Source organism: Pseudomonas sp. GW821-FHT09E12, assembly GCF_059416085.1.
In genome coordinates this window covers 426,759-441,204 of record NZ_JBWKOM010000007.1, presented here as the reverse complement: position 1 = coordinate 441,204, position 14,446 = coordinate 426,759, and the positions used below count along the sequence as shown (strand labels likewise).

At 63.3% G+C, this 14,446-nt stretch carries 16 protein-coding genes; 14 read left to right on the top strand and 2 right to left on the bottom strand.

Annotated elements, in window-relative coordinates; translation table 11 throughout:
• The first annotated feature begins 2 nt into the window (after positions 1–2).
• The 3 genes from AC07PQ_RS22440 to AC07PQ_RS22430 all read left to right on the top strand — a co-directional run bounded on the left by AC07PQ_RS22440 (position 3) and on the right by AC07PQ_RS22430 (position 1,528).
• Entirely contained in the window at positions 3–635 is a 633-nt protein-coding gene (locus AC07PQ_RS22440; RefSeq protein ID WP_493186173.1) for a hypothetical protein, read from the top strand.
• A 150-nt stretch (positions 636–785) separates the two neighbouring features.
• Positions 786–1,175 carry a cysteine peptidase family C39 domain-containing protein gene (locus tag AC07PQ_RS22435; protein ID WP_493186174.1) on the top strand — a complete coding sequence of 130 codons (390 nt, stop codon included), beginning with the start codon at positions 786–788 and terminating at the stop codon, positions 1,173–1,175.
• Positions 1,172–1,528 (top strand): hypothetical protein, encoded by a 357-nt coding sequence (locus AC07PQ_RS22430; RefSeq protein WP_493186175.1) that lies wholly within the window; start codon positions 1,172–1,174, stop codon positions 1,526–1,528. The genes AC07PQ_RS22435 and AC07PQ_RS22430 overlap by 4 nt, the downstream gene beginning before the upstream one ends.
• Before the next feature lie 65 nt (positions 1,529–1,593).
• Here AC07PQ_RS22430 and AC07PQ_RS22425 read toward each other — a convergent pair whose 3' ends face one another.
• Both AC07PQ_RS22425 and AC07PQ_RS22420 read right to left on the bottom strand, forming a co-directional pair.
• Positions 1,594–1,866, bottom strand: coding sequence for a hypothetical protein (locus AC07PQ_RS22425; RefSeq protein WP_493186176.1), 273 nt, complete (start codon positions 1,864–1,866; stop codon positions 1,594–1,596).
• A 522-nt stretch (positions 1,867–2,388) separates the two neighbouring features.
• Complete coding sequence (locus AC07PQ_RS22420; protein WP_493186177.1) at positions 2,389–2,991, bottom strand: GNAT family N-acetyltransferase; 603 nt, start codon at positions 2,989–2,991, stop codon at positions 2,389–2,391.
• 284 nt (positions 2,992–3,275) lie between these two features.
• Here AC07PQ_RS22420 and AC07PQ_RS22415 point away from each other — a divergent pair, with 284 nt between their 5' ends.
• The 11 genes from AC07PQ_RS22415 (at position 3,276) to AC07PQ_RS22365 (ending at position 14,402) form a co-directional block, all read left to right on the top strand.
• Positions 3,276–3,887, top strand: coding sequence for a transposase (locus AC07PQ_RS22415; RefSeq protein ID WP_007928988.1), 612 nt, complete (start codon positions 3,276–3,278; stop codon positions 3,885–3,887).
• Positions 3,888–3,961: 74 nt separating this feature from the next.
• A complete protein-coding gene (locus AC07PQ_RS22410) occupies positions 3,962–5,638 on the top strand; it encodes a ShlB/FhaC/HecB family hemolysin secretion/activation protein (protein WP_493186178.1) in 1,677 nt (558 codons plus the stop codon).
• A 20-nt stretch (positions 5,639–5,658) separates the two neighbouring features.
• Positions 5,659–7,488, top strand: a complete 1,830-nt coding sequence (locus tag AC07PQ_RS22405) for a DUF2341 domain-containing protein (protein ID WP_493186179.1) — start codon at positions 5,659–5,661, stop codon at positions 7,486–7,488.
• 11 nt (positions 7,489–7,499) lie between these two features.
• On the top strand, positions 7,500–7,925 hold the full coding sequence (locus tag AC07PQ_RS22400; RefSeq protein WP_007928991.1) for an ExbD/TolR family protein: 426 nt from the start codon (positions 7,500–7,502) through the stop codon (positions 7,923–7,925).
• 3 nt (positions 7,926–7,928) lie between these two features.
• Entirely contained in the window at positions 7,929–8,636 is a 708-nt protein-coding gene (locus AC07PQ_RS22395) for an energy transducer TonB family protein (RefSeq protein WP_493186180.1), read from the top strand.
• Positions 8,637–8,679: 43 nt separating this feature from the next.
• Positions 8,680–10,374 (top strand): putative porin, encoded by a 1,695-nt coding sequence (locus AC07PQ_RS22390; RefSeq protein WP_493186181.1) that lies wholly within the window; start codon positions 8,680–8,682, stop codon positions 10,372–10,374.
• 34 nt (positions 10,375–10,408) lie between these two features.
• Positions 10,409–11,071: a DNA repair protein gene (locus AC07PQ_RS22385; RefSeq protein ID WP_493186370.1), complete on the top strand. Its 663-nt coding sequence runs from the start codon at positions 10,409–10,411 to the stop codon at positions 11,069–11,071.
• A 20-nt stretch (positions 11,072–11,091) separates the two neighbouring features.
• On the top strand, positions 11,092–11,613 hold the full coding sequence (locus AC07PQ_RS22380) for a YbjN domain-containing protein (protein ID WP_007928996.1): 522 nt from the start codon (positions 11,092–11,094) through the stop codon (positions 11,611–11,613).
• On the top strand, positions 11,610–12,563 hold the full coding sequence (locus AC07PQ_RS22375) for a peptidylprolyl isomerase (RefSeq protein ID WP_007928997.1): 954 nt from the start codon (positions 11,610–11,612) through the stop codon (positions 12,561–12,563). Before AC07PQ_RS22380 ends, AC07PQ_RS22375 begins: the two co-directional genes overlap by 4 nt.
• Before the next feature lie 163 nt (positions 12,564–12,726).
• A complete protein-coding gene (locus AC07PQ_RS22370; protein ID WP_053260999.1) occupies positions 12,727–13,722 on the top strand; it encodes a LysR family transcriptional regulator in 996 nt (331 codons plus the stop codon).
• 161 nt (positions 13,723–13,883) lie between these two features.
• Positions 13,884–14,402, top strand: a complete 519-nt coding sequence (locus AC07PQ_RS22365; protein ID WP_493186182.1) for a GNAT family N-acetyltransferase — start codon at positions 13,884–13,886, stop codon at positions 14,400–14,402.
• The last annotated feature ends 44 nt before the right edge of the window (positions 14,403–14,446 follow it).

Here is a 14,446-nt window from a genome sequence, read left to right as displayed (position 1 = left end):
TTATGGAGCCGAAAACATACGAACTTTTGAATCACATTCCAGAACATGCGGATTATGCCGTGAGTGCAGGAGATTTGGATCCAGAGGATATTCCACAGGATAGAATTGACGCCGTGCTGGATTTGCTTCGTCATGCGAATAACGATGAGGAGCACTTCTTGGCTGCGAAGTTACTGACCAGTTGGGGCATTCATGAAGGGTTGATTGCCTTGGAGGGGAGAATGGACAAACCTGGAGGCATCGAAGGAGTCTATTTCCATCGACTACACGGATACGACGACACTTATCACCAAATACTCTTGGCTGTGACTCGGTATTTTGCCAACGTGGCTGATCGTGGAGATATCGAGGCTGCAAGAGTCCAGATCTATTCCCCCCTATCGAAAATCATTGCTTTGGCGAGTAGTGAACCGTTTGAAATAGCCAAAATTTTTGATTTCGCGAGTAGTGAAAACTACTCAGAGTATGTGCCTCTTGTTGAAAAGCACCTTGTCGCCATAATTGATCATCCCGAAATACATCGCTGGAAAATTTATGATGCTATTGAATTTTTGATGGTTTTCAATCCCGGTTTCGTTGCGTCTCTATTGAAAGAGAAAAACAAGACGATTGATGATTTTAGGCCTGTGACATAAGGGCGATAGCCTCGGTGCAAAAGGAACCGTGGTTGCCGGAGAAGCTGCTGGTGCAGGCCCTAAAAACCCACTCCTTGCTGATTCGATATCACGAGATGGTGATCGTTTGGTTCTGAACCAAGGACCAATACCTACATGTGGTCATAACTCTTGTGGAATGGTTTTGGATACGATGGGAAAAAGGTTGATGTGGAGAGCCTTATTCAGAAACTTGCACCTTCTAAAGACGGTATTTTTCCTCAGGATGTTGCTAGCCTCATGAAGTCTGAAGGCGTTCCCGCAAGTGCCTTTAGGAGCAGAAATGTTGCTGACTTGGCCAGATACACTTCAGACGGAACTCCAGTGGTTGTTCAGGTGGTTGACAAAACTGGAGGATCTGGCTTCTCTCACTTTGTTGTAGTAGATGGGGTTGCAACTAGGAATGGTGTTTCTGTTGTTGCAATTCGTGATTCGCACGGTAGTCAATATTTTAGTCCTGTTACTACCTTTGAAAAGAATTTTACGGGTGAGGTTGTCGTTCCTAGGAGTGCTTTGAAATGAAATTGAATATTAGATTTCCTAAGAATCTAGCTACTGATGCTTTACTTGGGCAGAAATTAATTCCTTGTTTGTGCAAAGTGTCTAAAGAGTTTGAGGTTTCTTTTCTTGATCCTATGCCTGAGGTTTCGGGAATTGTTTCTGAGTGGGATCGTAAGGAATTAGAATTAAGAGCTATTGCAGGAGTTGGGGGGCAGTATACGCACTACGCATTCGGCCGGATAACTCTGAAAGAAGTTGAGCTTGATGTTTATCAGGTTATAGATCTTGAGATGTTTTACAGGATTTTTGGCTGGTGTGTGATCTTGAAAGATGGTGAGTATGCGCCGCCCGGGGATTTCTGGGACGAAGAGTAGTCGGTTGTACGTTCAACTATCTAATGGATTAAATAAATGGGCGGCCTAACGCCGCCCACTACTACTTAAGCTGAAAGCCCTTCTTGTAATTTTCTCCCAGCCACATCCATCAAATCACACCCATCGCGCAGCATGATGCTGCAAACCAGCGTCAGTTCCTGAAGCAGAACAGGTTCGCGTCTAGGGGCATCCGCTACCGAAAAACTTTCCAGTAGTTGGGTCACCGCGCGTATGCGATAAGCGGCCGCATCGTGCAGCACATCGATAGGCGCCTGGGTATCTATAAGCAAAGAAGGGATGTTGCAGTCGTGGCCCGTGATGGGCATGTATCGATCCATGATCAGACTCTCTACTTGATTGCTGAGGTCATCACTCAATCGTCGCCAAACGAAAGGGTGACAGCTGTACGCAGGTTGGCGAACCGGCAGTAGAGAAAACCGGCAGACCCGGAGGTCTCCCGCGCACAGCCGCCATAACGCGACTCTGCGGACGAGCGGACGGCTGCAAAAAAGCCATCAGCTTGCGCATTCTCTACTGTCAGGTCGCCAAACCCGAATCGCCATCTGGGCGACCGGCGGACTATAAGCGCGGGCCCGGGGGCAGGCAAGCCGGGGTTTTGTACAAATCGTGTAGATGATCTTCGGCGTTTATGAAACCGTCGCGGCCGTTCCGGCCGATCGCAGCCTGCGGCAGCGGCTACGGGGATTGCATCGGTCCGGCGTATTTTTGTCGGGCATGGGGGCCTTCGGGCTTGGCCGCTCAACGGTCGAAGCTTGCGAGAAAATGCCATGAAGCTCACCACCTTCCGACACAGCCGGTCGTCGCTCAGCCGTGGAATGCCCCTCTCACCGACACGGTCCCTATAAAAACTGTCCATCCGGAAGGTCGAGATCGATGGTCCCGCTGGTCAATACAGAGGCTGCCGCGATTGCCTTGGGTGAAAACAGGCGCAACAGAACGACTTTACCCAGCGTATCGCTGCGTAACGCCATTTCGTTCTGATTACCGATCAGCACCACGTCGGGCGCAATGGGCCAGCCGCCTGCCCGGGCATAGAAACGCGCCAGCGGTGGATCGCAGGTGAAGACGCCGATATCGAGGTTGCTGTGTTCCATGCAGCGCGTGGCCGCGGCGACGGTCCTCAGGCCCAGGCCTTGTCCCTGGCAAGCGGGATCGGTCATGACGCAGCTGAGTCCGGCGATGTCGAACGTGTGGCCGGCATGCTCGATCGTCTTCATAGCGACAGCGGCGTAGCTGAGCACCCGGTCGGGTGCGCAGATGTAGAACGAGAAGGTGTCGAACACGGGAGCGTGCAGCGGGGCGGCTTCGGCGTCTTCAGGCTCGTCCGGCTCGGGATAGACGCGCCGCTGCAGCAAGGCAAATGCTCGCTGCAAGGCCGAGGAGGCCCGGTGGTAGGCGATGGCGTCAACCGTCCCGGGTTCCGTGGGCCTGAGGTCTGTCATGGGGGTGTCCTTGTCTGAAATAGCCTGGTTGAGGGATCGATATTCTCGCATGCCGGCCGTGTGGCATTCACCGCGCCACCACCCGCCACCTTTCCATCCCGTATTTCCGAGCCAGGCACCCTGGCGCCCTCAGGTCTGTCCTGGCCGAACCTTCCTGGGGTGAATGAAGCTTTTGTGACAAAAGTTCGGTAGCACTTCGCCAGTCCCGTCATGGATATGTGACGCGCTTGAGGGGGCCTTCTGGCCACTGTTCTGAGCCGAGGCGGGACGCCGGGAGTGAGGTGATGGGGACTATGGAACGCTACGCGAAAGTGGGCATGCAGGAGCTGGACCAGCGGTTGTCGAAGATAGTCGAGGCCGCGCGCAAGAAGCCGGTATCGGTCTATCGCTACGGGGCGCCGTGGGTCTGGATCGTTTCCCAGGATGACTGGCAGGGCGCCTTGAAGGAGGTGTCGAGCTACATCCCGCCGGGCCATTCGCTGGTGTTGCTGCGCCCGCAGATCGACGCCTTGCTCGACCAGCACCGCGACATTCTCCAGGGCCTGGATGCCGAGCCCGGCATGCTTATCGCCCCACGCACGGTGATGCACATCCTGCTGTTGCAGCTCTTGTACTCGGTGCCTGGCGAGCAGCAGTTGTACGAGCAGCTCAATTACAACCTGCTGTTTCGCTGGTTCGTCGGCCTGGACCTGAACCACAAGGTCTGGAGCCTCGGCGTGCTGAGCCGCGATATCGCCACGCTGTTGAACGATGCGCGGGCGGTGCTGCTGATCCAGAAAATCATCGGTGAAGTGTTCTGTGGCGCCTTGCTGCAAATGCCCGAGTTCTCGTTGAACTTCGCGCTGCTGCACAGCTGGCTGGCCAAGCACGCCACGACATCGACCTTGAGCAATTGAGGCGGCCAAACGCCGTACAGACGGCGACGGCGGTTTCGACGCGGTTGGACATTCTTGGAAATCTAGGGGGCGGTGTGGAGCATCTGTTCGATAGGGGGCGGCCGGGGCCGACCAGGCGCTGGCTGCCGGTGTGCGGCTGGCTGGCGCTGGTCGCGCTGAGTCAGCCGTTGTTGGCCGAGGAGGGCGGCCCGGTGGAGGGCGAACCGGTGCAAGGCGGCGCGGCGCAAGGCGGCGCGGCGCAAGGCGCGGCCGCGCCCGCGCGGCTGGTGGATGTGAATGAGTACTTCGTGCGCGGCAACACCGTGCTCGATGCCCGGGCCATCGAAGAAGCGGTGTATCCCTTCCTCGGCCCGCAGAAAGCCCTGAGCGATATCGAGGGCGCCCGCGACGCCTTGCAGAAGGTCTACCAGGCCCGCGGCTACCAGTCGGTGTTCGTCGAGCTGCCGGAGCAGAAGGTCGAGGACGGCATCGTCTACCTGCAGGTCAGCGAGACCAAGGTTGGGCGGGTGCGGGTGGTGGGGGCCAAGCATTATTCGCCGGTGGAAATCCGCGACGAGGTGCCGGCGCTGCAGGAAGGCGAGGTGCCGGACTTCGCCAAGGTCCAGGGCCAGCTGGCGAGCCTGAACAAGACCCCCGGGCGCCAGGTCATGCCGCTGGTCCGCGAAGGCCAGCGCCCCGGCACCATGGACGTCGACCTGCAGGTGGAAGACCAGAACCCGTGGCAGGCCAGCGTCGGCCTGAACAATGACTACAGCGCCGACACCAAGCACCTGCGGGCGGTCACCAGCCTGGGCTACAACAACCTCTGGCAGTTGGGCCACAGCATTTCCCTGACCTATTTCACCTCGCCCGAGGACCAGGACAACGCCAAGGTCTGGTCCGGTTCCTACACCGCGCCGCTGAACGAGCGCTGGAGCCTGCAGTTCGCCGGCTACCAGTCCGACAGCAACGTCGCCACCATCGGCGGCAGCAACGTGCTGGGCAAGGGCCATTCCTATGGCCTGTCACTGATCTACAGCCTGCCGGCCAGCGGCAGTTGGGCCAATTCGTTCTCGGTCGGAGTGGATTTCAAGGACTTCGAGGAAGAGCTGAGCCTGGGCGGCGACAGCGACAAGGTGCCGCTCAAGTACGCACCGTTCACCTTTGCCTACAACGGCTTCCGCTACACCGAGACTTCCCAGCTGGGCCTCGGCCTGAGCCTGGTGGCCGGCACCCGCAGCCTGTTCGGCTATGGCAGCTCGGATGAAGACTTCGACTACAAGCGCTACCGCGCCAACCCCAGTTTCGCCGCGCTCAAGGGCGACCTGAATTACACCTACACCTTCGCCAATGACTGGCAGACCGGGTCCAAGGCGGCGTTCCAGCTGGCCTCGGGGCCGCTGGTGTCCAACGAGCAGTTCTCCGCCGGCGGCGCCACCTCGGTGCGCGGCTACCTGGCGGCCGAGCGCACCAGTGACGACGGCTACCTGTTTTCCCAGGAGCTGCGCACGCCGTCCCTGGCCAAGTACCTGGGCGGTTATGTCAACGAATGGCGCTTCTATGCCTTCGCCGAAGGCGCGCGGATGTACCTGCGCGACGAGCTTCCCGACCAGGAGGCCGACTACAGCCTGGCCAGCGTCGGCCTGGGCACCCGCGCCAGCTTGAGCAAATGGCTTTCCGGCAGCCTGGACTGGGGTTACCCGCTGCTTGATGGACCGAACACCCAGAAACAGGACTCGCGCGTGCACTTCAGTGTGCAGGCGACGTTTTGATCTTTCACGGAGTAACTTTCATGCAGCGCTTACTGATTTCCCTGTTGATCTGCCTGGGCTTCGTGCTCCCGGCGACCGCCCAGGCGTGGTGGCAGGACGACTGGCACTACCGCAAGCAGATCTCCATCGACACCACGCCGCAAGGCGCGGCCATCAACCAGGCCCTGGGCCGCACCGCGTTGCTGGTGCGCCTGCACACCGGCAACTTCAGCTTCGATGGGGTCAAGGAAGACGGCTCCGACCTGCGTTTCGTCAGCGCCGATGACAAGACCGTGTTCAACCACCAGATCGAAAGCTTCGACCCGCTGATGGGCATGGCCCTGGTCTGGGTCGATGTGCCGAACGTGGAGGGCGGCCAGCGCCAGGACATCTGGATGTACTACGGCAACCAGAAGGCCCCGGCGACCGCCAACGGCCAGCTGACCTTCGACCCGAACTACATCGCCCTCTATCACTTCGACGGCGCCAACGGCACCCCGGCCAAGGACACCACGGCCTACGGCAACCATGCGCAGAACGCCACCGGCGCGAGCATCGATGGGGTGATCGGCCGGGCCTTGCAGTTCAACGGCCAGCCGCTGCTGTTGCCGGCCAGCCCGTCGCTGCAACACAACGCCGACGGCGCCTTTACCTTCAGTGCCTGGCTGCGCCTGGACCAGGCCAGCGGCGAGCAGTTGCTGCTGGCCCGGCGTGAGGGAGCCAGCAGCCTGCTGATCGGGGTCAACCAGGGCGTGCCTTTTGTCGAGGTCGACGGCCAGCGCGCGGTGTCGACCCAGCCGCTCAACCCCGGGCAGTGGCAGCACCTGGCCCTGACCGCCCAGGGCAGCCAGTTGGCGCTGTTGGTCAATGGCCGCGAAAGCGCTCGCCTGGCGGTGGCGCTGCCGGCGTTCAATTCGCCGCTGGCCATCGGCGCCGATTTGCCGCCGGCATCAACGCCAGGGGCAGCGGCCGAGGCCGAGGCCAGTGCCTTCCTGCCGTTCAATGGCGCCATCGACGAGTTGCGCCTGTCCAAGGTGGCCCGTCCCGCCGGCCTGCTGCTGGCCGATGCCGCGGCCCAGGGCGCCGAGTCGAAGCTGGTGGTGTACGGCGTCGATGAAGAACAGTCGGGCTTCGGTTTCGGCAGCCTGGGCTTTTTGCTCAAGGCCGTGCCGGTGGACGCCTGGGTGATCATCGCGGTGCTGGTACTGATGATGTTCCAGTCGTGGATCATCATGATCCGCAAGAACCGCATGGTCGGCCGCGTCAGCAGTGCCAACCAGCTGTTCCGCGAGCAGTTCGCCCGGGTCGGCACCCGCCTGGAAATGTTCGCCGACGATCGCGAGCTGGCCCAGCGCCTGGAGCATTCCTCGCTGTGGCGCCTGTACCAGGTGGCGGTCCAGGAGATCCGCACCCGCCGCGAGCAGGGCGCCGACACCTCGTCGGTCTCGGCGGCGACCATCGAGGCCATCCGCTGCTCCATGGACGGCGTGCGCACCCGCGAGAACCAGCAGCTCGGTTCCAAGCTCTCGACCCTGTCCAACGCCATCGCCGGCGGGCCCTACATCGGCCTGCTGGGCACGGTGCTGGGGATCATGGTGGTGTTCCTCGGCACGGCCATGGCCGGCGACGTGAACATCAACGCCATCGCCCCGGGCATGGCCGCGGCCTTGCTGGCCACCGCCATGGGCCTGTTCGTCGCGATCCCGGCGCTGTTTGGCTACAACCGGCTGATCACCCGCAACAAGGAAGTCAGCGCCGACATGCGGGTGTTCGTCGACGAGTTCATCACCCGCCTGGCCGAGTTGCATGGCGCCGGCCAGTCCAGTGAAGCCGCGCCCGCGCGGGTTCATAACGCCAGCGTGCCGGCCTGAGGAGAAACGTCATGGCTTCTGTGAACGCCTCCCACGACGACGATGACGACGCGCCAGTGGACAGCATCAACATCACGCCCCTGGTGGACGTGCTGATGGTGGTGCTGGTGATGTTCATCCTCACCGCCACCGCCCAGGTCTCCGGGATCCAGATCAACCTGCCCAAGGCCAGCGCTTCGGTATCGCTGTCCGAGGCCAAGACCAAGGCGATCTCGGTCAACGACGGCGGCCAGGTATTCCTCGACGCCTACCCGGTGACGCTGCCGGAGCTGGAAGAACGCCTGCGCATGGAAAAGGCCCTGAACCCGGACTTCCCGGTGATCGTGCGCGGCGACGCCACGGTGCAGTACCAGAAGGTCATCGAGGTCCTGGACCTGCTGCGCCGGCTGGAGCTGTCCCAGGTCGGGCTGGTCACCGGCAAACCGAGCCAGGGCTGAGCCATGACCGCACAACAACCTATCCAGTTGCCGCCAGTGAAGAACCGCACGGCGCCGCGTCTGCTCAAGTGGGGCGTGGGCCTGCTGCTGGGGGCCGGCGCCGCCTGGCTGCTCTGGCAGTGGGCCAACGACATGAGCGGGGTGCGCCGTGAGGCGCCCAAGGTGCCGACCATCATCCCGCTGCCGCCACCACCGCCACCGCCGCCGGAAAAACCCAAGGAGCCGGAGCCGCAGGTCGAGGAGAAGGTGCCCGAACCGGAACCGACCCCGGAGCCGGAGCAGGTCAAGCCCGAGGAAGAGGCGCCGCCGTCGCCGGTGGACGATCTGGCCAATCCCATGCAGATGGATGGCGATGCCCAGGCCGGCAGCGATGCTTTCAACATCGGCGCCGGCAAGGGCGGCGGCATGGCCGGCTCCGGCGGTGGGCGCCTGGGCAACGGCACTTACAGCCAGTTCCTGGCCTTCACCTTCCAGCGCGTGCTGCGGGAAAACCCGGACCTGCGCAACCAGGCCTTTTCGCTGCAAACCGACGTCTGGCTGAGCGCCGTCGGCGAGATCACCCGGGTCGAGCTGGTCAAGTCCAGCGGCAACCCGCAAATCGACACCCAGGTGCTGGCCGCCTTGCGCGGCGCACCGCACCTGACGGAGCGGCCACCGGCCTCCCTGACCCTGCCTGTTCGCCTGTCCCTGCAGGGGCGGCGTCCGGGTTAACCGAACGACTGATGCAAGTTTTGCCAAAAGGAGCTGTGTGCAAATGATTTCCAACGTGAATCGATTGTCCCTGGCGATCGGCATGGTCATCGCGACCCTGGTGGGACCGGTAGCGGCCGCGCCCGCTGCGCCCTCGGAAAACGCCACGATCAATCTGATCCGTTTGCTGGTGCAGCAGGGCGTGCTGAAACAGGAACAGGCCGACGGCCTGATCGCCCAGGCCGAGCGCGAAGCGCAGCAGGCGCGCCAGGCCAACACCGCGGTGGCGGCGGGCCCGGCGGCGACCCCGGGGGATGTGCGGGTGCAATACGTGCCGGCCATCGTCCGCGACCAGATCCGCGACCAGGTGAAGGCCGAGGTCATGGCCACCGCCAAGCAGGAGAACTGGGCCCAGCCCAATACCTTCCCGGACTGGGTGTCGCGCATCAGTTTCGACGGCGACATTCGCCTGCGCGACGAGTCGCGCTACTACTCGGACAGCAACAGCAACGAAATCGTCGACTTCGCCAAGCTCAACGACAAGGGCCCGTACGACGTCAACCCCAACAGCAGCTCCAACCTGCCGCCCTTGCTCAACACCCGCGAGGACCGCGAGAACCTGTTCCGCCTGCGCGCCCGGCTGGGCATGAAGGCCCAGGTCGCCGAGGACTGGACCGCCGGCATCCGCATCGGCACCGGCTCGGACAACAACCCGGTGTCCACCACCCAGACCCTGGGCGGCGGGTTCGGCAAGAAGGACATCTGGCTCGACCAGGGCTACCTGACCTGGAAGGCCACCGACGCGCTGACCCTGACCGGCGGGCGGATCGCCAACCCGTTCTTCTCCACCGACCTGCTGTATTCCACCGACCTGAACTTCGACGGCGTGGCGGCGATCTTCAACCACAAGCTCAATCGCGACTGGGGCCTGTTCGGTACGGTCGGTGCGTTCCCGGTGGAGTACACCAACGACACCTCCACCAGCAACGGCTTCGACAAGGAAGAGAGCGACAACAAATGGCTGTACGGCGCGCAGATCGGCGCCAACTGGGCGATCAATGGCAACCACCGGCTCAAGGGCGCATTGGCCTACTACCGCTTCGACGACATCGAGGGCCAGCGCTCCGGTGCCTGCGAACCCTGGGCCGGGGCGCCGGGCTGCGACAGCGACGGCAGCCGCGTGGCCTTCATGCAGAAGGGCAACAGCGTGTTCCTGCTGCGCGACATCACGCCCAACCCGCTCAACCCGGCCGCCACCGCGCAGCCGCAGTTCGTCGGCCTGGCCTCGGAGTTCAACCTGCTGGACCTGAACCTTACGTGGGACGCCGACCTGCCGGAGAACTTCAAGCTGCGCAGCCAGGCCAACTACATCCACAACCTGGGCTACGACGAAGGCGAGATGCGCAAGCGCTCCGCAGGCCAGATCGTCAACAACCTGGACAGCAACGGCGAGCTGGAAAGCGGCGCCAACGCCTGGATGGTGCAGTTCACCCTGGGCAACAGCCTGGAGCTGGCCAGGCAGGGCGACTGGAACCTGTTCGCCGGCTACAAGTACATCCAGCCCGATGCGCTGCCTGACGGTTTCAACGATTCCTCGTTCCACCTCGGCGGCACCAACGCCAAGGGTTATTTCCTCGGCGGCAACTACGGCCTGGCCAAGAACGTCTTCGCCACCGGCCGCTGGCTGAGTTCCGAGGCGGTGTACGGCGCGCCGTTCGATATCGATGTCTTGCAGCTTGAAATCAACACGCGCTTCTAGGGCGCAGGGGTGCATTGCTATGAACAGTCTCGATATGAACACGCGAGCCAGGGCAGGGCGCTGCCTGTGGTTGGGGCGCGGTCTGTTGTTGACCCTGGGCGTGCTGATGGCCAGCGGGGCCAGCGCCGAAGGCATGGAGGAGCGCCTGCGCACCCAGTTGCGCAGCACCACCCAGCAGTTGCAGGCCCTGCAGAGCGAACAGGCCCAGGCCAGCGCCGCCCGTGTCGCCGCCGAGAACCAGGCCAAACAGGCGCAGGCGCAGATCAAGCAACTGACCGCCGACCTGGCCAAGGCCCGCGGCGTCGCCGAGCAACTGGCCGGCCAGCAGCAGAACCTGCACAGCCAGGCCCAGGCGCAGATGGCCGCCAGCAGCGAGCAGGTCGGCAAGTTCAAGAAGGCCTATGACGAGCTGCTGGTCATGGCCCGGGCCAAAGAGGCCGAACGGGCCAGGCTTGAGGCGCAATTGAGCGAGCGTGACACACAAGTGCAGCAATGTTCGGTCAAGAATCAGCAGATGTATGGCGTGGCCAAAGAGATTCTCGCGGCCTACGAAAAGATCGATGTGGCCGAAGTGATGAAAATCCGCCAGCCGTTCGCCGGCGGCGCCCGGGTCAAGTTCGAGGAACTGGCCCAGGGCTTTGGCGACGAGTTGTACAAAACCCAGTTCGATGCCCCACGGGCAGCGAGCACCCACTGAATACCAGGGAAGAATCGAGCATGACTGAACAAGCGCAACTGATCGCCAGCGTCACCCCGCAGAGCCTCACCGAGCTGCTGCAAGGGGCCGGCTACCGGGTCAACCAGACCGACCAGAACGGCATCGTGCAACTGCTCAGCGCCAGCCAGGGCATCGGCTACGCCGTGCGCTTCGGCAACGCGGCGGGGGTTGAACCGCGCAGCTATGTGGACTTCACCTTCAGCTGCGCGCTGCGGGTCCAGGGCGAGTTGCCGGCGGGCCTGGCCGAGCTGTGGAACGCCTCGCGGCGCTTTGCCCGGCTGTCGGTGCAGGGCGAGTTCCTGGTGATGGAAATGGACGTGGTGGTGGCCGGGGTCGGCCACGATCACCTGCGCAGCCAGCTGGAACTCTGGGACCGGTTGTTGCAGGAATTCATCGTCTACCTGCGCGACTACAGCCAGCACGCCGCGCGCCTGCAGGCCCAGGCCGATGCGCCTGAAACGACGCCTGAAGCAGCGCCCGCGGCCGCCGCCGAGGCTGTCGTTGAGGTGCCTGGGCAGTGAAGAAGCCAAGCCTGGTGGTCGGTGTCGGCGCCCTGGCCCTGGTGGCGCTGGCGGTGTGGCTGGGCGTACGCCCGGGCAGCGATCCGGTGGCGGCGCAACAGCCCAGGGTGGCGGTAGCCAGCCCGGTCGACGACGGCCCGGCGGTGGCGCGCCTGGGTAACCAGCGGGTGGCGCCGGAGGAACTCAAGGCGCTGTTCGCGGCGTTGCCCGAGGCGTCCCGCGAGCAGTTGCGGGGCAATCGCCCGGCCCTGGAAAACTGGATTCGCACGCGCCTGGCGGAAAAGGCCGTGCTCGAACAGGCCGATGCCCAGGGCTGGCGCCAGCGTCCGGAGGTGGCCTTGCAGACCCGGGTGGCCACTGAACAGATTGTCTTTCGCGACTACTTGCGCTCAGTCAGCCAGGTCCCGGCCGGCTACCCGAGCGAGGCCGAGTTGCAGCAGGCCTACGACGCCGGCAAGGCGCAGTGGCAGACCCCGGCCTTGTACCGGGTCAGCCAGATCTTCCTCGCGGTGAATGAGCCGCAGGCGCTGGAGGCGACGCGCAAGCAGGCCCAGGAACTGAGCAAGAAGGCCCAGGCCGCCCCCGGCGAATTCGCCGCCCTGGCCAGCCAGTATTCCCAGGACCCCGACAGCGCCCGGCGCGGCGGCGACTCCGGGTTGCAGCCGTTGCAGCAACTGCTGCCCGAGGTTCGCGGCGCGGTGGCGCGCCTGAAGGTCGGCGCGGTGTCCGATGCGGTGCAGAGCGCGGCGGGTTTTCATGTGCTCAGGCTGACCGAGCAGCAACCGGCCCGCACGGCGACCCTGGACGAGTTGCGCGAACGCCTGACCCAGGCCCTGCGGGCGCAGCGCCAGGAACAGATCGCCAAGGCCTACCTGGAAGGCATGCTCGACACCGCGACCCTGAGTATCGACGGCGCGCAGTTGAACAAGGTGCTGGAGGAGAAGCTGTAGAGGGCGGTGTGGCCGATACCGCTATCGCGAGCAAGCTTCGCTCCTACAGGTTCAATGCCGTCCATGTAGGCGCGAAGCTTGCTCGCGATGGATGGCAACGCCGGCCAACCTGCTACGAATAACGTGCAATGGATGCCATCACCCACACGACAGGGAGTCACTCATGTCCTTTCTCGAACCCGTCCCGATCTCGGGCATCACCCCCTACATCGCCCAGGCCGAACCCCGGGAAGCCTGGCTGGCCCTGGCCGCCGGGATCGAGCCGGAGCTGGCCCAGTATTTCCTGGTCACCGCCCGTTGCGGCTGCTTCATGCAGGCGGCGCGCAGCCTGAACATCAAGTCGACGCTGCTGCGCAAACAGCTGGCGCACCTGGAGGAACAGTTGCGCCGCCCCTTGTTCAGCTTCCAGGGCAGCGCCCTGAGCCTCAGCCGCGAAGGCCAGCAGCTCAAGGCGCAACTGATCGCCCTGGCCCATGAGCGCATGCTACCGGTGCTCGAACAGCCGCTGCTGCGCCTGGCCGTGGCCGAATCGATCCTGCACGACATCCTCGGTCGCGACCTGATTGCCCTGTTGCGGCGCAACGCCAGCGTGCGCCTGGAGATCATCTCCATCGACAGCGAGCTGTCGCTGCGGGCCCTGAGCGCGGACGTGGTGGTGTGGCTGGGCGGGGTGGATTCGCCCAAGCCGGGGCCGAGTTTCGTCACCAGCGCGCCGCAGCCGCTGGTGCGCCTGGACTACCTGCCGCATATCGCCAAGCGTTATTCGCGGGTCGCGGCGCGTCCCGACAGCCTGGACGATCTGGCCGACTACATGCTGGTGCAATGGCAGCAGGACCGTCAGGTCGAGCCGCTGCGGCCGTGGAACCAGTTGGTGGAGCAGCGCCTGGCGGGGGTGGTGCAGGTGCATTCCTACGAGCTGATGCTGGAGATGATCCGCTGCAGCGCCTGCATCGGCCTGCTGCCTCATTACATGAGCCGCTTCGACCGCGGCCTGACGGCACTGCCCGGGCTGTTCGACGAGGCCATGGCGCGCCAGGTGTGGATGGCGGTGAACGCCGAAGTGGAGCACGACGCCGAAGTACAACAACTGGTCGACCTGATCCTCAATACCTTCCGGGAACGCAGCGAGTGGTTCGACTTCGACGGCACGCCTCCGTAGGAGCGAAGCTTGCTCGCGATGGCGTCCTGCCTGATACACCGCGGCGCAGGCATCGCCAGCAAGCTGGCTCCTACAGAGAGAATCCCTGTGCCCGGCGCTCGCCATCCGCGGCGCTGGCGCTCTACACTCATCGGCTGTATCGCATGAACCAAGGAAGACTTATGCCCGCAGAGATCCCCAGCATCGTCATCGAACGTTTCAGCGAAGCCCATGTGCAGGGCGTTACCGCGCTGTACAACGACCCCGCGGTCGCCCGCCAGGTGCTGCAGATGCCGTTTCAGTCCGCCGAGGTCTGGCGCAATCGCCTGGCGCCGGACAACGAACGGCGGGTGGCCTTGGTGGCGCTGCACCAGGGCGCGGTGATCGGCAGTTGCAGCATCGAGCAATACTCGCGCATCCGCCGCGCCCACTGCGGCAGCGTCGGCATGGGCGTGGCGGTGGAATGGCAGGGCCAGGGCGTTGGCAGCCGGCTGTTGGCGACGGTGCTGGAGGTGGCGGACAACTGGATGAACCTGCAACGGGTAGAACTGACGGTGTTCGCCGACAACGAAGCCGCCCTGGACCTGTACCGCAAGTTCGGCTTCGAAAGCGAAGGCCGGCTGCGCGACTACGCGGTGCGCGACGGCCAGTATGTCGACGTCGTGAGCATGGCCCGCCTGCGCCGCACGCTCCAGGCCTGACTCGCCCCTGTAGCCGCTGCCGCAGGCTGCGATCGCCCGGAACG